The 18,097-nt window shown below is 67.9% G+C and carries 15 protein-coding genes; 1 reads left to right on the forward strand and 14 read right to left on the reverse strand.

Going from position 1 to position 18,097, the window contains the following annotated elements:
- Positions 1–14 precede the first annotated feature (14 nt).
- The 14 genes from HWY45_RS26870 to HWY45_RS26935 all read right to left on the reverse strand — a co-directional run bounded on the left by HWY45_RS26870 (position 15) and on the right by HWY45_RS26935 (position 16,985).
- The gene (locus HWY45_RS26870; protein WP_059883384.1) at positions 15–1,382 is read right to left on the reverse strand and encodes a metallopeptidase TldD-related protein; all 1,368 of its coding nucleotides are present in this window, start codon (positions 1,380–1,382) and stop codon (positions 15–17) included.
- Positions 1,382–2,815 (reverse strand): TldD/PmbA family protein, encoded by a 1,434-nt coding sequence (locus HWY45_RS26875; protein WP_059883386.1) that lies wholly within the window; start codon positions 2,813–2,815, stop codon positions 1,382–1,384. Before HWY45_RS26875 ends, HWY45_RS26870 begins: the two co-directional genes overlap by 1 nt.
- Positions 2,808–4,442: an ABC transporter ATP-binding protein gene (locus tag HWY45_RS26880; protein WP_059883388.1), complete on the reverse strand. Its 1,635-nt coding sequence runs from the start codon at positions 4,440–4,442 to the stop codon at positions 2,808–2,810. The genes HWY45_RS26875 and HWY45_RS26880 overlap by 8 nt, the downstream gene beginning before the upstream one ends.
- The gene (locus HWY45_RS26885) at positions 4,439–5,548 is read right to left on the reverse strand and encodes an ABC transporter permease (protein WP_059564949.1); all 1,110 of its coding nucleotides are present in this window, start codon (positions 5,546–5,548) and stop codon (positions 4,439–4,441) included. Before HWY45_RS26885 ends, HWY45_RS26880 begins: the two co-directional genes overlap by 4 nt.
- Positions 5,502–6,554: a microcin C ABC transporter permease YejB gene (locus tag HWY45_RS26890; protein ID WP_059806545.1), complete on the reverse strand. Its 1,053-nt coding sequence runs from the start codon at positions 6,552–6,554 to the stop codon at positions 5,502–5,504. The genes HWY45_RS26885 and HWY45_RS26890 overlap by 47 nt, the downstream gene beginning before the upstream one ends.
- A 19-nt stretch (positions 6,555–6,573) precedes the next feature.
- Positions 6,574–8,409, reverse strand: a complete 1,836-nt coding sequence (locus tag HWY45_RS26895) for an extracellular solute-binding protein (protein WP_230946955.1) — start codon at positions 8,407–8,409, stop codon at positions 6,574–6,576.
- Between the two features lie 98 nt (positions 8,410–8,507).
- Positions 8,508–11,258 (reverse strand): TonB-dependent receptor, encoded by a 2,751-nt coding sequence (locus HWY45_RS26900; protein WP_059883415.1) that lies wholly within the window; start codon positions 11,256–11,258, stop codon positions 8,508–8,510.
- 204 nt (positions 11,259–11,462) lie between these two features.
- Positions 11,463–12,038: a helix-turn-helix domain-containing protein gene (locus HWY45_RS26905; protein ID WP_059883392.1), complete on the reverse strand. Its 576-nt coding sequence runs from the start codon at positions 12,036–12,038 to the stop codon at positions 11,463–11,465.
- A gap of 237 nt (positions 12,039–12,275) precedes the next feature.
- Positions 12,276–12,701, reverse strand: a complete 426-nt coding sequence (locus HWY45_RS26910) for an ExbD/TolR family protein (RefSeq protein ID WP_059806553.1) — start codon at positions 12,699–12,701, stop codon at positions 12,276–12,278.
- Positions 12,702–12,710: 9 nt separating this feature from the next.
- Positions 12,711–13,133 (reverse strand): ExbD/TolR family protein, encoded by a 423-nt coding sequence (locus HWY45_RS26915; protein ID WP_059806556.1) that lies wholly within the window; start codon positions 13,131–13,133, stop codon positions 12,711–12,713.
- 17 nt (positions 13,134–13,150) lie between these two features.
- On the reverse strand, positions 13,151–14,059 hold the full coding sequence (locus tag HWY45_RS26920) for a MotA/TolQ/ExbB proton channel family protein (RefSeq protein ID WP_059883394.1): 909 nt from the start codon (positions 14,057–14,059) through the stop codon (positions 13,151–13,153).
- A 74-nt stretch (positions 14,060–14,133) separates the two neighbouring features.
- Positions 14,134–14,838, reverse strand: coding sequence for an energy transducer TonB (locus tag HWY45_RS26925; RefSeq protein WP_059564975.1), 705 nt, complete (start codon positions 14,836–14,838; stop codon positions 14,134–14,136).
- A 594-nt stretch (positions 14,839–15,432) separates the two neighbouring features.
- Positions 15,433–16,005 carry a GNAT family N-acetyltransferase gene (locus HWY45_RS26930; protein ID WP_059883397.1) on the reverse strand — a complete coding sequence of 191 codons (573 nt, stop codon included), beginning with the start codon at positions 16,003–16,005 and terminating at the stop codon, positions 15,433–15,435.
- A gap of 74 nt (positions 16,006–16,079) precedes the next feature.
- Positions 16,080–16,985, reverse strand: coding sequence for a LysR substrate-binding domain-containing protein (locus HWY45_RS26935; RefSeq protein WP_059883399.1), 906 nt, complete (start codon positions 16,983–16,985; stop codon positions 16,080–16,082).
- Between the two features lie 104 nt (positions 16,986–17,089).
- On the opposite strand from HWY45_RS26935, the gene HWY45_RS26940 reads away from it, so the two are divergent.
- Positions 17,090–17,980, forward strand: coding sequence for an alpha/beta fold hydrolase (locus HWY45_RS26940; protein WP_059883417.1), 891 nt, complete (start codon positions 17,090–17,092; stop codon positions 17,978–17,980).
- Positions 17,981–18,097: the final 117 nt, after the last annotated feature.

Consider the following 18,097-nt stretch of genomic DNA (forward strand, 5'->3'; position numbering starts at 1 on the left):
CGCGCCCTCGCCTGTCACAGCGTCAGTTCGAACCCGCGCACGAGCGCGCCCGGCACCTGCGCGCCGCCCGTCGCGCGCTCGCCCCAGCCGGCGTCGTTCAGCTGCAGCGCGGGCGTCGCGCCGAGCTGCTCGAGCCCCGGGCCGAACAGCCGGTAGAAGCTGTCGTCGAAGCGCATCGCGTCGACCGGCGCGACGATCTTGCCGCCCTCGACCCAGAACGTCGCGAAGCGCGTCATCCCGGTCATCCGGCAGTTCATCCGGTCGGAGAAGTTCAGGTACCAGAGATTGCCGACGTACAGCCCCGTATCGAGCGCCGCGAGCGCGTCGTCGTCCGCGAGCGTGCCGCCCGCGATCGTCAGCGACTGCGGCGATTCGTCATCGTTCGCGCCGTTCGGCGCCAGCGCGTATTCGCGCGCGCTGCGCGCGCTGACGAGCCGCTCGGCGCTGCGCCCCGCGACGACGAGCGGCACGCTGTCGCGGCGATAGCCGTCCGCGTTGAATGCCGGCACGATGTCGAGCGCCAGGTTCTCGGCGATCGACACGCGCGGATCGAGCGCGACCTCGCCCGCGTGCAGCTTGTGCAGCGCGCTGCGCGCGCTCTGGTGCGCGCGCGCCGAGAAGCCGTCCCAGCCGATCAGGTAGGTCATCTCGTAGATCGCGGCCGGCGCGAAATACGTGCGATAGCGGCCGGGCGCGAGCGCCTTCGGCGCACGGCCGAGCACCGGCAACCGCGCGGCGGCCGCCTCGACCTTGCGCGCGAACACCGCGTCGTCCCAGTCGTCGCCGACATAGGCCGTCTTGATCGCGCGGCCGCCCGGCGCGTACAGCGACCAGTTGAAATCGAAGTTCTCGACTTCGTGCCAGCCGCGGCTGCCCGTCGACGACGCGAACCCGCGCGCCACCGAGCCGCCCGCATAAAAACCGACGAAATCGAGCCCGCGCGCGCATTCGGCCACCACCCGCGCGAGCGCGTCCGCGTCCGGCAGGCGGCCCGGGCGGCGCGTGTCCTGCGTCCACGTAGACGTGTCGACCAGCAGGTGCGGATCGTCTGACGCATCGCGCAGCTCGTCGCGCAGCGCACGCAGCGTCGCCGCGAGCGCCGGCAGGTCGGCGGCGGGGTCGCCCGCCAGCGTCGACGTGGCGCTCGCCTGCCGCGCGCCGTCGATCAGCCGCACGGCAAGCTTGCCCTGCACCACGCGCCCGGTCTGGCGGATCCGGCCTTCGTTGAAGCGGACGAAATCGGACGTCTCGCCGGCGAACCACAGCAGCACCATTTCGCCGGACGCCTTCAGCCGCTCGGCTTCGTCCGCGATGCGCAGGAAATGCGTGCGCCAGTCGAGCGCCGTCGTGGTGCTGGTCGTTACCGTGTCGAATCCCGTCATCACGCTCCTCCGAAAACGTCGACGTCGGCGAACACGCACGCGGGCGACGCGTGGCCGACCCGGATCACCTGCATCGGTTCGCCCTTGCCGCAGAACGGCGTGCCGTACACGCCGAAGGTGCTCGCATCGCCCACCGCGCGCAGGCTGCGCCAGAAACTCGCGGAAATGCCGCGGTAGTTCGGCTGCTTGACGACCTGCGTCAGCTTGCCGTGCTCGATCAGCTGGCCGAACTCGCAGCCGAACTGGAATTTGTTGCGATGATCGTCGATCGACCACGACGTGTTGGTGCGCATCAGGATGCCGTGCTCGATGCCGGCGATCAGCTGGTCGAGCGTCTGGTCGCCGGGCTCGACGTTCAGGTTCGCCATCCGGTCGATCGGCGCCCGGTTCCAGCTCGACGCCCGCGCGTTCGCGACGCCCGGCAGCCCCGCGCGCTGCTGCGACAGCGCGCCGCCGAGCGGCCGCTCGAGCACGCCGTTGCGGATCAGGTGCTGCTTGTGCGCGGCGCTGCCGTCGTCGTCGAACGCATACGAGGCCGCCTCCGACGCGAGCCCCGGATCGAACGTGACGTTCAGCAGCGGCGAGCCGTACTGGTAGCTGCCGAACATCTCCGGCTTCACGAAGCTCCAGCCCGCGAAATTGCGCTCGTCGCCGAGAATGCGGTCGAGCTCGAGCGGATGGCCGATCGATTCGTGGATCTGCAGCATCATCTGGTCGGGCATCAGCAGCAGGTCGCGGCGGCCCGACGGGCAGTTCGGCGCGGCGAGCAGCTGCAGCGCCTCGTCGGCGACGCGCGCGCCCGCGCCGTCGAAGCCGTAGCGCGCGAGCACGTCGAGGCCGCCCTGCGCAAGCGTGCCCGAATGGCCGAGCGAGCGCACCTGCGTGTCGCCGTTCGCGTGCGCGACGGCGCTCAGCTCCGGCATCAGGAAGCGGAACCGCTGGTCGATCCGCACGCCGTCGCTCGTTACGAACAGCTGGTCGGTCTGCGTGATCGTCACGGCGGCGGTGCGCTCGACGATCCGCGCGTCGATGCGCGCCGCCGCGCATTCGTGCGCGAGGCGTTCGATCCATTCGGCGCGCGACGGCAGCGGCGCGTCGACGCCCGGCGACGCGTACGCGCCGCCCGCCTGCGGGCGCGCCGCCTGCCGGTGGTCGATCAGCGACCATGCGGCGCTCGCCTTCGCGCGCGCGGTGGCCACGTCGAGCGCGGCCTGCAGCCCGCGCGGCGACAGGTCCGCGCTCGCCGCGTAGCCCGCGCCGGCCCCCGCCCACGCGATCAGCATCGCGCCGCGGTCGCGCACGCGCGACGCCGGCAACGCGACGTCGTTGCGCACCTGGTGGCCGTCGGTCGTCTCGTCGACGACGCGCAGCGCCCAGAAATCGGCCGTGCTGCGCAACCCGCGCGCGGCGTCCGCCCAGCTTTCGTCAATCATGTTCCCTCTCGTACGGTTCGTGCGACGGCGCCAGCATCGACGACGCCATCAGCGCCCGGGTATAAGGATGCGACGGCGCATGCAACACCTGCAGCGTATCGCCCGCCTCGACCACGCGCCCGGCCTGCATCACGATCACCCGGTGCGCCATCGCGCGCATCACGGCCAGGTCGTGCGTGATGAACAGGTAGCTGAGCCGATAGCGGGCCTGCAGGTTCGTCAGCAGCGTCAGCACCTGCTTCTGGATCGACACGTCGAGCGCGCTGGTCGGCTCGTCGAGCACGAGCAATTCGGGTTCCACCGCCAGCGCGCGCGCGATCGCGATCCGCTGCCGCTGCCCGCCGGAAAACTCGTGCGGATAGCGCGGCATCGCGTCGGCCGGCAGCCCGACTTCGTCCAGCAGCGCCGCGATCCGCTCACGGCGCGCGCCGGCCGACAGTTCCGGCCGATGCAGCGCGAGCCCCTCGCCGACGATCTGCTCGATCGTCATGCGCGGCGACAGCGAACCGAAAGGATCCTGGAACACGACCTGCATCCGTCCGTACAGCGCGCGGCGCCCGGCCTGCGTATGCAGCGCCGCGAGCGGCCGCCCGCCGATCTCGATCGTGCCGGCCGCCGGCGCCTGCAGCCCGAGCACCGCGGCCGCGAGCGTCGACTTGCCCGACCCCGATTCGCCGACGATACCGATGGTCTCGCCGCGACGCAAGCGCAGCGCCACGTCGTGCACCGCGCGGAACGCCGTTCGCCCGAACACCGCGCGCCAGCCTTGCGCGGCCGTGCGGTAGTCGACCGCGAGCGCGCGCACGTCGAGGATCGCCGGCGCGTCGTCCGCCACGGGCCCGATCGCGCGGCGCGGCGCGCTGTCGAGCAGGCGCCGCGTGTACGGGTGCCGCGGCGCGTCGAACAGCGCGCCGGTCGCGTTGGTCTCGACGAGCGCGCCGCGCTCCATCACCGCGACGCGCTGCGCGAAGCGGCGCACGAGGTTCAGGTCGTGCGTGATCAGCAGCACGGCCATCCCGCGCGCGGCCGCCTCCTGTTCCTGCAGCTCGAGCAGCAGGTCGACGATCTGTTCGCGCACCGTCACGTCGAGCGCGGTGGTCGGCTCGTCGGCGAGCAGCAGGCGCGGCCGGCACGCGAGCGCCATCGCGATCATCGCGCGCTGCCGCTGGCCGCCGGAAAGCTGGTGCGGAAAGCTGTCGATGCGCCGCTCGGGCTCCGGAATCCCGGTGCGGCGCAGCAGCGCGATGCCGCGCTCGCGCGCTTCGCCGGGCCGCAGCCCTTCGTGCAGCCGCAGGCTTTCCGCGATCTGCCGGCCGATCGTGTAGAGCGGATTGAGCGCGGTCATCGGCTCCTGGAACACCATCGCGATGTCCGCGCCGCGCAGGCCGCGCATCTGCCGCTCGGTCTTCGTCAGCACATCCTCGCCGTCGAACACGATCCGCCCCGACAGCGTCGCGCCGCGCACGAGCCGCAGGATCGACAGCGCGGTCACGCTCTTGCCCGAGCCCGACTCGCCGACCAGCGCGACGCGCTCGCCGCGCGCGACCGACAGGCTCAGCTCGTGCACGACGGTGCGCGCGCCGAATTGCGCGGAAAAGCGCTCGATCTCCAGCAACGGCTGCGTCATCGCGGGCCTCCGCCGAATGCGGAGCCGCGCGTGCGCGTGTCGAGCGCGTTGCGCAGCGCGTCGCCCATGAACGTCAGCAGCAGCAGCGTGACGACGAGCGCCGCGAACGCGGCCAGCGAGATCCACCATGCGTCGAGATTGTTCTTGCCCTGCTTCAGCAGCTCGCCGAGGCTCGGCGCCGGCGGCGGCACGCCGAGCCCGAGGAAGTCGAGGCTCGTCAGCGACAGGATCGCCGCGCTCATCCGGAACGGCAGGAACGTGATCACCGGCGTCAGGCTGTTCGGCAGCACGTGCCGCCAGATGATCTGGCGATTGGTCAGCCCCATCGTGCGCGCGGCCTTCACGTAGTCGAGCCCGCGGTTGCGCAGGAATTCCGCGCGCACGTAGTCGGACAGCAGCAGCCAGCCGAACATCGACAGCAGCACGAACAGCAGCCACAGCGACGGCTCGAAGATCGACGCGAAGATGATCAGCAGGTACAGGTCCGGCAGCGCGCTCCAGATCTCGACCAGCCGCTGGCCGACCAGGTCCGTGCGGCCGCCGTAGAAGCCCTGCACGGCGCCCGCCAGCATGCCGAGCAGCGTGCCCGACGCGGTCAGCGCGAGCGCCATCAGCACCGACAGCCGGAAGCCGTAGAGCAGCCGCGCCAGCACGTCGCGGCCGAACTGGTCGGTGCCGAGCCAGTTGCTCGCCGACGGCGGCGCCGGATACGGGCGCGATGCGAAGTAGTCGATCGTGTCGTAGCGGTAGCGGTTCGGCGGATAGATCGCGACGTTGCCGGGCGCGTCGAGCTTCGCGCGGATGTACGGATCGAGATAGTTGGTCCCGGCCGGGAAATCGCCGCCGAACTGCGTTTCCGGATAGTCCTTCAGGATCGGGAAGTAATAGTGGCCGTCGTAGCGCAGCGCGAGCGGCCGGTCGTTCGACAGCACGTCGGCGAACAGGCTGATCGCGAACAGCGCGACGAAGATCACGAAGCTCCAGTAGCCGAGCGGCTGGCTGCGGAAGCGCTGCCACGTGCGCCGCCACGGCGACGCCGTGCGGCCGGGGTGCGCGGCGTCAGCGCGCCACGCGGTCGAATTGGATGCGGGGGTCGACGAGGACATAGCAGACGTCAGCGATGAGTTTGGTCAGGAGGCCGATGAGCGTGAACAGGAACAGCGAACCGAGCACGACCGGATAGTCGCGGCGGATCACCGAGTCGTATGAAAGCTGGCCCATGCCGTCGAGCGAGAACAGCGTCTCGATCAGCAGGTTGCCGTTCAGGAACGCGCCGACGAACGCGGCCGGCAGCCCGGTCAGCAGCGGAATCGCCGCGTTGCGCAGCACGTGCTTCCACAGCACGTCGCGCTCGGGCACGCCCTTCGCGCGCGCGGTCAGCACGTACTGCCGGCCGATCTCGTCGAGGAACGTGTTCTTCGTCAGGATCGTGACGATCGCGAAGTTGCCGATCACCGCGGCCGTGACGGGCAGCGCGATATGCCACAGATAGTCGAGCGCCTGGCCGGCCAGCGTCATGTCGTCGAAGCCGTCGGACGTGAGGCCGCGCATCGGGAACAGCTGCCAGAACGTGCCGCCGCCGAACAGCATCAGCAGCAGCACGCCGAGCACGAAGCCCGGAATCGCGTAGCCGGCGAGCACGAGCACGCTCGTCGCGGTGTCGAAGCGCGAGCCGTTGCGCACCGCCTTCGCGATGCCGAGCGGCACCGACACGAGGTACGTGAGGAGCACCGTCCACAGGCCGAGCGTGATCGAGACGGGCAGCTTCGAGCGGATCACGTCCCACACGCGCGCATGCACGTAGTAGGACTCGCCGAGATCGAAGCGCGCGTAGCGCTTCAGCATCGCCGCATAGCGCACGAGCGGCGGCTGGTCGAAGCCGAACTGCCGGCGGATCTGCGCGATCTGCTGCGGGTCGATGCCCTGGCTGCCGTGGTAGCCGCCGCCACCGCCGCCCGCTTCGCCGCCGCGCGTGCCGCCGTGGCGCAATTGCGTGAGCACCTGCTCGACCGGGCCGCCGGGCACGAACTGCGTGACGACGAACGTGATCGTGACGACGCCGATCAGCGTCGGGATCATCAGCAGCAGGCGTCTGAGAACATAGGCAAGCATCGTCGTGTTCCTTGCTCCGTTATGTGCCGGCGTGCGGCGCGGCCTCCGCCGGCCGCTTCCGGTACCAGTAGTCGATGATCCAGTCCTCGTACTGATAGGAGGCCGGAATGACGGGCGGATGCCCGTACGTGGTCTTGTAGGCGATCCGCGCGTTCGGCAGGTAGTACTGCGGCACCAGCAGGTACAGGTTGATCAGCACGCGATCGAGCGCGCGGGTCGCGGTCTGCAGGTCCTCCAGCGTGTTGGCCGCCAGCGCCGCGCGGATCAGCGCATCGACCGCCTTCGAGCGCACGCCCGGATAGTTCTCCGAACCGGGCTCGGACGCCGCCGCGCTGCCGAAGCGGCGCACGAGCTCCGCGCCGGGAATCGTGACGACCGGATAGATGAAGGTCGTCATGTCGAACTGGAAGTTGTCCATGCGCCGCTGGTACAGCGCGCTGTCGAGCTCGTGCAGCGTCGCGCGGATGCCGAGCCTTCCCAATGCCTGGATGTACGGCAGGATCAGCCGGTCCATCCCCGGCTGGTCGTCGATGATCTCGATCGTCATCGGCGTGCCGCTCGCGTCGCGCAGCGCGCCGTCGCGATAGTTCCAGCCGGCCTGCGCGAGCAGGTCGCGCGCCTGCTTCAGGTTGTCGCGCAGCGAGCCGGGCGGCAGCGTCGACGGCTGCTTCACCATCGGGCCGAATACCTCGGGCGGCAGTTCCGCGCGATACGGCGCGAGCAGCGCGAGCTCGCCGGCGCTCGGCATGCCCTGCGCGCCGAACGGGCTCGCTTCCCAGTAGCTGTTCGTGCGGCGGTACTGCCCGTAGAACATCATCCGGTTCATCCAGTCGTAGTCGAACGCGAGCGCCAGCGCGTGGCGCACGCGCACGTCGCCGAACTGCGGCTTGCGCTGGTTGATCAGGAAGCCCTGCATCTGCGCGGGGCCGTCGGGGAAGGTCCCGCGCGCGAGCAGGCCGTTGCGGAAATTCTTGCCGACGTAGCGGCGCGCCCACTGGGTCGCGCTGAATTCCATCCGCGCGTCGATGTCGCCGGCCTTGAACGCCTCGAGCATCGTGTACTGGTCGAGATACAGCTTGAACGACACGCGCGCGAAGCGATACATGCCGCGCCGCGACGGCAGGTTCGCCGCCCAGTAGCGCGGGTTGCGCACGTAGACGATCTGCTTGTCGTTCCTGCGCTGCTCGATCAGGTACGCGCCGCTCGCGATCGGCGGCTCGGTCGCGATCTGGTCGAACGGCGGCCGCGTGCCGTCGGGCCGTTGGCCCCATTTCGGCGAGAACACCGGCAGATCCCCGGCGATCAGCGGCGCGGCGCGCTCGGCGCGCGCGAAGTCGAAGCGGATCGACAGCCGGTCGACCGCCACCGCGCGCCGGATCACCGAGAACTGTGCGTTGAACAGCGGCGATGCCTGCGGGCTCGTCAGCATGTCGAACGAATACTTGACGTCCGCGGCCGTGATCGGGTCGCCGTTCGAGAAGCGCGCGGCCGGGTTGATGTGGAACGTCGCCGACATCCCGTCGGGGGCGACCTGCACATCGTCGGCGATCAGCGCATACGACGACGCCAGCTCGTCCCAGCTGCGCTGCATCAGCGTATCGAACATCAGGTTGCGGATGTCCGGCGCCGCCGCGCCGCGCAGCAGGAACGGGTTCAGCGAGTCGTAGCTTTGCGCCTCGTCGTAGTTCTGGAAATTGAGCGTGCCGTCGTCGGGCGCGGCAGGGTCCGCGTAATCGAAATGCGTGAAACCGGCCGGATACTTCGGCTGGCCGAACTGCGCGATCGCGGGCGCCGCCGTCGCGGTGGCGGCGGTCGCGACATACGCGAGCAGCGCCGCGCACGCGGCGCGCCGCATCTGCACCATCAACACTGTCATCGTCGGGTTTCGTGTGGCCGCACCGGCGCGCGGCCGGTGCGAGGTCGGGTCGAATGGCGTGCGTGCACGCCGTCAGGTCAGAACCGGTACGTCGCGCCGGCCTGCGCGAAGCGGCCGACGTACGTATACAGCGACGTGTCGTAGCCGGTCTGGTAGGCCGCGTTCATGTACACCGGATCGAACGGCGGCTTGCGGTTGAAGATGTTGTTGATGCCCGCATACAGCGTCCAGTGCTTGAACCCCGTATAGCTGACGGTCAGGTTGAACTGGCTGTACGACGCGACGCTGTCCTGCATGTTCGGGTAGTTCCCGGCCGGCAGGATCGCCTGACTGTATGGCCCGACGTAGATCCAGGTCAGCGTGGAGCTCCACTTCCGGTAGTTCCAGTTCAGGTTCGTGTTGCCCTTCCAGCGCGGGAAGCTGCCGCCGAACGGCTGGTTCACCGAGCCGTTGTTGCCGGCGAAATCCGTCTCGACGCCGCCCACCGGCATCTTGAAGTGCCACACGTAGGCCCAGTCGCCCGACAGCGTGAACGTGCCGATGCCCGTCTTCACCGACTGGCGGAACGTCGTCTCGAAGCCGTCCGTGTCGAGATGCGACAGGTTCTTGTACGGCATCACCACGTATGCGATCGAGCCGTTCGGGTTGCGCACCACGCGGGACGGATCGTTCGCGTCGACCACGCCCTGCACGTCGTCGGTGCCGATCACGTTGTCGACGTGGATCTTGTACCAGTCGAAGCCGATATCGGTCGTGCGCGTCGGCGACAGCTGGAAGCCGATGTTGTAGTTCTTCGTGCGCTCGGGTTGCAGGTTCTGGTTGCCCGCCTGGATTTCCTCCGTCAGGCCGTATGCGCCCGGGTTGTTCGGGTCGTTCCGGTCGATCACGCCCTGCGTCGCGAAGGTGCGCGACGACGTGTTCTCGATCAGCGTCGGCGCGCGGAAGCCGCGCGTGTACGATGCGTAGGTCGTGAACTCGCGCACCGGCTGGAAGCGCAGCGCGAAACGCGGCGAGAACGCGCCGCCGAAATCGCTGTAGTGATCGTAGCGGCCCGACTGGCTGAAGGTGAGGTTTTTCAGGATCGGCACGTCGAGCTGGTAGTAGATCGCCGCGACGTTGCGCTGGCCGTTCACCGACTGCATCGCCGGCTGGATGAACGTGCCGTTCGCCCAGCCGAGGCCCGTGCCGATGTACTGGGTTTCATGCAGGAACTGCGTGCCGAGGCCGAGGCCGACATTGCCGGTGGGCAGCGTGAACAGGTTCGGCGTCGCGATCGTCGCGTCGACCGAGTCGAGCTTCGTGATCGCCTGCGTTTCCGTGTTGCCGTACAAACCGTCCAGGCCGTTCGGCGTCGCGGACGGGTTCGCGAAGTCGAACCCGCCGTTCTGGATGAGATTCTCCAGCGCGGACGCGCGGATCCGGTTCGAGAAGTTGTTCGACACCGTGCTCTGCGAATGCGAGTACGCGACCGACCAATCCCAGTCGCCCACCTTCGGCGTCGAGAAGTTGCCCTTCACGCCCGTCGCCGCCCGCCAGAAATTCGCGCTCGTGTGCACCGACTGCGTATCGCCGAACGCGTAGCGCAACTGCGTCGGCGCGCCGAACGGGTTATACGGATTGCTGCCGGGCACGACGTTCGACACCAGCTTGACGCCGCCCGTGGCCGGATCGAAGGTCTGCGTGCTCGAACCGAGCCGGCCGACGCCGGTGTTCGTGACCGTCGTATTGTTGCTTTCCCACAGGTCGGCGAACGCCTGCATCGCGTCGCTGATCTTGAAGTCGGCGTGCACCTTCGCGCTCAGGCGCTCGGTCCACGGCGAGATCGACGATGCATACGCCGTGTTGTTGCCGCATACCGTGCCGCCCGCGCCGAACGCCTGCGCGGTCGAATTCGACGCGATCGGCCGGCCGCCGTTCGGGCACGGCGACAGCGGGATGTTGGTGCCGTTGCGGCGCCAGTACGACAGCGATTCGTTGTTCAGGCCGCCGGGAAAGTTCGAGAAATCCTGGTTCTGCGACATGTCGCGATCGGACGCCAGCACGCCGTTCGACTTGTAGTAGCTGAGCGCCGCCGTCACGTTGAAGCGGTCGGCGTTCAAGTCGCCGAAGCCGCCGAGCAGGCTGAACTGGCTGGTGCCCGCACCGCCGCCGTCCTGCGTCGCGCCGCCGTAGCTGCCGCCGAGCTCGAGGCCCTGGAAGTTCTTCTTCGTGATGATGTTCACGACGCCCGCGATCGCGTCGGAGCCGTACTGCGACACCGCGCCGGTCTTCACGATCTCGATGCGGTCGATGATGTTGATCGGCAGCGTGTTCAGGTCGAAGAACTGGTCGGTGCCGTTCACCGCGAACGCATACGGCGCCACGCGCTGCCCGTCCACCAGCACCAGCGTGTATTTCTCGCTCAGGCCGCGCAGCGCGATGCCCGCGCCGCCCGGCGCGAAGCTGCCCTGCGCGCCGGAGCCTTCACCCCAGCTGCTCGACGAGTTCGCCGACACGCCGCGCAGGTAATCCGACACGCTGGTGTAGCCGCTGCTCTCGATATCCTTGGCCGTCACGGTCTGCACCTGGTTGAAGCCGACCTTGTCCGCGCTGCGGATCAGCGAACCCGTGACTTCGAACCGCTTGATCTGCGCGACCTTGTTCTTTCCGGGCGCCGCCGCGTCCGGCTCGGCCGCCGCGGGCGCATCCTGCGCGGTCGCCTGCGCGACCGATGCGCCGCCGGGCGACGGCTGGCTCTGCGCAAATGCCGGCGCAGCCAGCGTGGCCGTCAGCGCCACCTCCGCCCAGATCATCCTCTTGACCGCCAACGCCAAAGCTCTCTGCTTCATCTTGCCCCACTCGTTCATCGATTGGAATCCGCCGGTTTTGCGTCGGGATCTCGTGAATCCCCGCCCGATCGAGGGCGTTTGCATACCGGTCCCGTTATTGCCGACCTGCTACCTGCGCTGCTGCGTTTTTCCTTCTATCCGCCACACCATCAGTCATCCTGATCGACTTTCATGGACGGATGAATGCGTCGTCCCTGTCATTCTTCAGTGCCGCGGCGCCCCCACCCAAACGACCACGGCTTCTTCATGCGCGGCGTTGCTCCACGCATGCGAGACCGTCGATTCGTAATGCGCGGTCTCGCCCGCCTTCAGTACGACGGTGCGGTCGTCCAGCGTCAGCTCGACCTGGCCGTTCATCACGTACAGGAATTCTTCGCCCGTGTACGACGCAACCTCCGCCGCCGCCTCGCCGACCGGAATCCGGAACAGCATCGCGTCGAGCTTCGTGCCGTTCGTCAGATGCGACAGTTGCGCGAATGCACCCGCCAGCATGTCGGCGCCCACGCGCGGCGGCGGCTCGCACGGGCGTGCGGGCGGCGTGTCGGCGGGCGGGCCGACGAAATGGTCGATCGTGACGCCCAGCGCCTTCGCGATGCCGACGAGCGACGCGATGGACGGCGTCGCGCGGCCGCGCTCGACCTGCGACAGGAACGGCTTCGAGATCCCCGCCGCGGCTGCGGTGACGTCGAGGGTGAGCTTGAGCTGCCGCCGCAGCACGCGGATCTTGTTTCCTATTGAGGACGCGGCGACAAGCACCGATTCGTCGGAAGGCGAAACCATGGTGGGACGGGCCTCGTAGTCGAAATCTGTTGGATGAATGTGCATCCCGTGCGGCGGGCATGCCGCCGGCGTTCAGCGTGACGGCACACCGATGGAAGCCGCGGTCGCGGAAGGGTTGCCTTTCACCTTGCCCCGCATGAATTTTGCACTGCGTATCAACATGGCCATTTCACGTCCTCGCCCGCCCGTTCCCCCAACCCAACCCGACCCAACCGCGACACGGCGCGCCGGCCGCCGTCACGGCATGTATTGCTCGTTGCCGATCAACCCGATGCGGGTCGCCCCGACACGCTGCGCGCTTGCCAGCACGCCCGCGACGGCCTTGTACGGCGCCTGCCGGTCCGGCCGCAGGCGAATCTCGGCCTGCTCCGGCTCGGCGGCCACCTGCGCGAGCTTCTGCTCGAGCGCCGCGCGGTCCGGCACCCGCGTGCCGTTCCAGGTCGTCGCGCCGGCGGCGTCGATATCGATCTGCACGGCCTGAGGCGGCTTCGCCGGCGGCGGCGGATTGCCGACCGGCAGGTCCATCCTGACCGAATGCATCTGGATCGGAATGGTGATGATCAGCATGATCAACAACACCAGCATCACGTCGATCAGCGGCGTCGTGTTGATGTCCACCATCACGTCCGGCTCGCCGCCACCCGAAGTTACGTTCATGCCCATCGTCGACTCCTATCCGCCGCGCGCCGGCGGCTCAGTGATGAACGACACCTTGACGATGCCCGCCCGCTCGCAGGCCGTGACCACCCGGCCGATGAATTCGTAGCGCGTGTTCTCGTCGCCGCGCACGTGCACGTCGGGCTGCGGCGACATCTGCGACACGGCCTTCAGCTTCGCGAGCAGCGTCGGGCCGTCCACCAGCGCTTCGCCCCAGAAGAACTTCCCGTCCCGGTTCACCGCGATCTCGACGCTCTTCGGCGCGGTCTGCAGCGGCTGCACCGTCTCCTTCGGCAGCTCCAGCGGGATCGTATGCGTCACGACCGGAATCGTGATCAGGAAGATGATCAGCAGCACCAGCATCACGTCGACGAGCGGCGTCGTGTTGATGTTGGCGATCACCTCGTCGTTGTCGTCCTGCCCGACGCTCATGGCCATCGCGCACCTCGCTCGCGTCAGCGGACCAGCGCCGCGGCCGGCGCGCCCACGGCGCGCACCGGGCGCCTGCCGCCGGCCAGCAGCACCGTGTGCAGCTGCGCGCCGAAGCCGCGCACGCGCTCCATCACCGATTTGTTGCGGCGAACCAGGAAGTTGTAGCCGAGCACCGCCGGCACCGCGACGGCCAGGCCGATCGCCGTCATGATCAGCGCCTCGCCCACCGGGCCCGCGACCTTGTCGATCGACGCCTGGCCCGCGATGCCGATCGCGGTCAGCGCGTGATAGATGCCCCACACGGTGCCGAACAGGCCGACGAACGGCGCGGTCGAGCCGACCGTCGCGAGGAACGCGAGGCCGTCCTGCAGCCGGTTCGACACGTTGGTGATCGCGCGCTCGACCGACACGTCGATCCAGGTATTGCGATCGACCGCTTCGAGCAGCGCCTCGTCGTGATGCTCGCCGGCCTCGATCGCGGTTTCGGCGATGAAGCGGAACGGCGACGCCTCGTCGAGCAGCTTCGCGCCGTCCGACAGCGACGGGGCCGACCAGAGCTGTTCGTCCGCGAGCGTCGCGCGCCGGTTCGCGCGGAACTGCTCGACGAACTTGGCGATCATGATGTACCAGCTGCCCATCGACATGATCACGAGCAGGATCAGCACGAAGCGCGCGACGAAGTCGCCGTTCTTCCACAGCGCGCCGAGGCCGTACGGGTTCTCGACCGCCCTGGCCGCCGCCGGCGCGGGCGGCGGTGCGGGCTCGGCCGCGCCGGCCTGCGGCGCGGCGGCTTGCGGCGCCGCCGCGAGCGATGCGGCGGCCACGGGCCCGCTGGCCTGCGCAAACGCCGCCTGCGGCGCGACGAGCGCATCGAGCGCTGCGCCGGAGATCAACATGCAGGCCGCCAGCGCGGCCAGTGAACGCTTTGCCATACCTACTCCAATTCTTTCGTTAAACTTACTAAATAGGACGCTTGATCGTCCGGTTCTTCTGCCCGCGAGCCCGCTCAGTTCAGGTTGAACGAGAACGGCACCTGCACCCTCACCGCCTGCCCCTGGGCCATGCACTTGAATCGCTTGACCGTGTTGTACGCGGCGCGATCGAGGATCGGATCGGCCGACTGCGCGACCCGCTCGCCGGTGATGTTGCCTTCCGCATCGACGACGAATTCGATCGTGACGTCGCCGGTGATGTTGTTTTCCTGCGCTTCCTTCGGATACTGCATCGCCGCGCGCATCTGGTCGGAGTTCGGGCAGACCACCCCGACTTCATGGCTGACCGGTTTCGCGGCGGGCACGGCCGGCGCCACCACCGGCGCCTGCACCGCCGGCGCGGACGGCACCGGCGCCGCCTGATGCGTGATGGTCGATTGCGACGGCGCCTGCACCGGCACCTCCGGCGGCGGCACGAACGGCGGCGGGGGCAGCGCGACCTTCGGCGGCGGCAGCTTGACCACCGGCATCGGCGGCGGGGGCGGCGGCGGTTTCACCGGCTCGATGATGCGGGTTTCGATCGGATGCTGGATCACCTGCACGACCTTGGTCGCGAGGCCGTTGACCAGCGCATAGATCAGCACCGCGTGCAGCAGCAGCACGACCGCGATCCCGCCGAACCGGCGCACCGGGTGCTGCTGCCTGGCGCCGAATTGCCGCGGACGCCCGAGCTTCGCCAGCCCGCTGCTGCCCGCGAGCACTCCATCCTCGATCTTGATGCTCACCTTCAATCCCCCGAAGCGAATTTCGCCCACCCGTTTCAACCACGGCCTCGAATAACGACAGGTCCGGTTTCATTTTCCCGAAAATGCGAATTGCTTATTTATTGAAAATGCAATCCGCGCCCGCCGGCCTTGCTGGGCGGGCAAATCGACTATTTGCCAATCATTATTCTCTTATCGAATAAGAGCGGGATATTTACCGGCTTGGGACGCGAATGGCAAATGAAAGCCAGAACACGGCCACGCAGGCCGCTCCAGGGCGATATGCCCGGGCGGGTTAAATATTTCAAATCAAACCGTCGTTTCTTGATTGTGAAAGATATCAAGGAAAAAAAACGAGCGTCAAACTTTTTTTGATGAAATACTCAAAGTTTGATTGCATCAAACTTCACAGGAAAATTTCAAGTAAATATCGAAAGTTTGATGGAATCAAACAAATTTCAATATCTCTCTTAAATGCATGCCATTTAAAGTTTGATCACATCAAACATGATCGATTCGAATTGAATCGGCCTCTCAATTCCTGTGCAGTCCGATCATTCAGCAGCGTGAATGAATAGATTTCCTGAATGACGGGCAGGTGCACCGCCTTCAAACCGGCACGGGATTCGTCAGCGCAGTCAGCACGTGGTCGGCCCACACGCCGTTGATCCTCAGATACGCGCGCGCAAAACCCTCCTGCTCGAAACCGAGCCGCTTCAGAAGCCGCGCGCTGCGCGTGTTTTCGGGGCGATGATTCGCCATCACGCGATGCAGGCCGAGTTCGTCGAACACGTGGCGAATCGCAGCCTCGAGGCATTCGCGCATCAGGCCCTGCCCTTCGCGGTCGTGTGCGATCGAAAACCCGAGATAGCATGCGAGAAACGGCTCCGGCGCGATCTGGGTGAAATGGCACTCGCCGACCAATCGATCGTCATCCTTATCGAAGGCGAGCAGATGCAGCGCGCGACCGGATGCGATGCTGTCCTCCATCGCATCCAGGCGCGTCTCGATCGACGCCAGCGTGTAGAACGACTCGGGCCGCGACGGCTCCCAGGGCGCCAGATGCGCGCGGTTGGCGACGACGTATGCGTGCAGCGCCGGCGCATGCGCGCGACGGGCCGGGCGAAGCAGCAGGCGGCCCGTGTCGAGCGGCGCCGGCGCGGGCGAAGGGGTGGATTTCATCGGCAGACTGGTGGAATGGCGAAACACCGGAGCCGAGAAGATAGCGCAGGCGGTGCCTGCAGGCACCGGGTCGATTACCCGCGCATCACACGCGGGCTGAAACGGCCTTGCCGACCCGCGCGCCGCGCCGCATCGATCAGGGCCGCGCCGACGGGCGTGCCGGTTCGGGCAAAGGCGTAGAAGCGTGCAGCCGGCAACTCGGGCAAACCGTCGTCGGTGCCCAGCACGCGCAAGCCTTCGCCCCGCTGGCTGTCGGCGATGACCGTGACCGCAAAGCCCGCGCGCGCAGCCGACAGGCAGCCCGCCATGCTGCTGCTTTCGAACACCACGCGCCAGGCCTGGGCGGTCTTGCCCAGCGCCGTGATGGCCGACTCCCGGTAGATGCACGGCTCGGGAAAGACGGCCAGCGGCAGCGGCTGGCCAAGGTCCAGGGGCTGATCCGCCGCGAACGCCCAGACCAGCGGCTCTTCCCACAACAGGTCGCCGGTTTCGTCGTCGACCCGGCTGCATTGCTTGCCGAATACGAGGTCCAGGCGGCCACGTTCCTGCTGGCGCAGCAGATCGGCGGTGATGCCGACTTTCAGCTCGATCGTCGCGTCGGGGTGCCGCTGGCGAAAACGCTGCAGCACCTCGGGCAGCCAGGTGCCGGCGAAGTCTTCCGATGCGCCGACCCGCAGCCTGCCGCGCAGTGGCGTACCGCGCAGTTTCGCGCGGGCCTCGCGCTCCAGGTCCAGGATGCTGCGGCCGTAGGCGTACAGCGTATCCCCGGCCTGGGTCAGCTCCAGGCGGCGCGTCGTGCGCGCAAGCAGGCTCGCGCCGGCGATCTGCTCCAGACGCTTGATGTGTCCGCTCACGGCCGAAGGCGTCAGCGCCAGGCGTTCAGCCGCCGTGGCGAAGCTGCCGCCATCCACGACTTCGAGGAAGGTGCGCAGCAATACGGTATCGAGCGGTGTGCCGTCGGCGGCAGGCAAGGTGTCCATCAGAGATTCAACGCAAAACGTCGTGAATGGTCGCCGATTATTCGCCAATCAAGCAGATTCGTCCAGCTACGCTGAAGCCATCCCATTTGCGCGAGAACAACGCCATGAGCACTTACCGCAGCGCCGCAACCGGGCGGCTCGACATCGCCTATCTCGAATGGAATCCGCAGGGGCCGCGCACGGCCGTGCTTCTGCATGGCTGGCCGGATAGCCCGGCCTGCTGGAAGACTGTCGCTGCAATCCTGGCCGGCGCCGGCTACCGCGTGCTGGCGCCGGCGCTGCGTGGCTTCGCGCCCACCCGCTTCACCGATGCGGCCACGCCCCGAAGCGGGCAGTTGTCCGCGCTGGGCCGCGATCTGCTGGAATTCATGGACGTGCTGGGGCTGGAGCGGCCGGCGCTGATCGGCCATGACTGGGGCGCCCGAGCCGCCGCCAACGCATGCGGTTTGCGAGACGGCGCGGCCTCTCATCTGGTGATGCTGTCGGTGGGCTACGGCACCAACGACCCGAACCAGCCGCTGTCGCTGCAACAGGCGCGCAACTACTGGTATCACTGGTTCATGGCCACGCCGCGCGGCGCGCGCGTGGTTCGGGAAGAGCGCGAGGCTTTCGCCCGGCAGATGTGGGACACCTGGGCCCCGGCCGGCTGGTACAGCGAGGCCGACTTCGACGAAGCGGCGCAGGCGTTTCAGGGCGACGACTGGGCCGAGATCGTGCTGCACGCCTATCGCCACCGCTGGGGCTTTGCCGAAGGCGACCCGGCCTATGTCGAGGACGACGCGCGCCTGAGCCCGGCGCCTGTGCTGTCCGTGCCGACGCTGGTCCTGCACGGCGGGGCGGATACTTGCAACCATCCCGACAGTTCCAAGGGACGGGAGGCGTTTTTCCAGGGCCGCTACGAGCGGCAGATGCTCGATGGCGTGGGGCATTTCCCGCAGCGCGAGGCGCCGCAGGCCGTCGCCGAGGCCATCCTGCGGTTTTTCCGGCAGGGGTGAAGCAGATCCTAAACCCAGGCAGATTACTGCCGTTAATGAACATTACAGAATGCATTCACAATAACGGCGGCAGGCTTCGCGTTGTCCTTCCGGTGCCACCGCCAGACAACGAGAGGG

The sequence above is a fragment of the Burkholderia stagnalis genome (assembly GCF_902830275.1).
In the GTDB taxonomy this organism is placed as follows: Bacteria; Pseudomonadota; Gammaproteobacteria; order Burkholderiales; family Burkholderiaceae; genus Burkholderia; species Burkholderia stagnalis.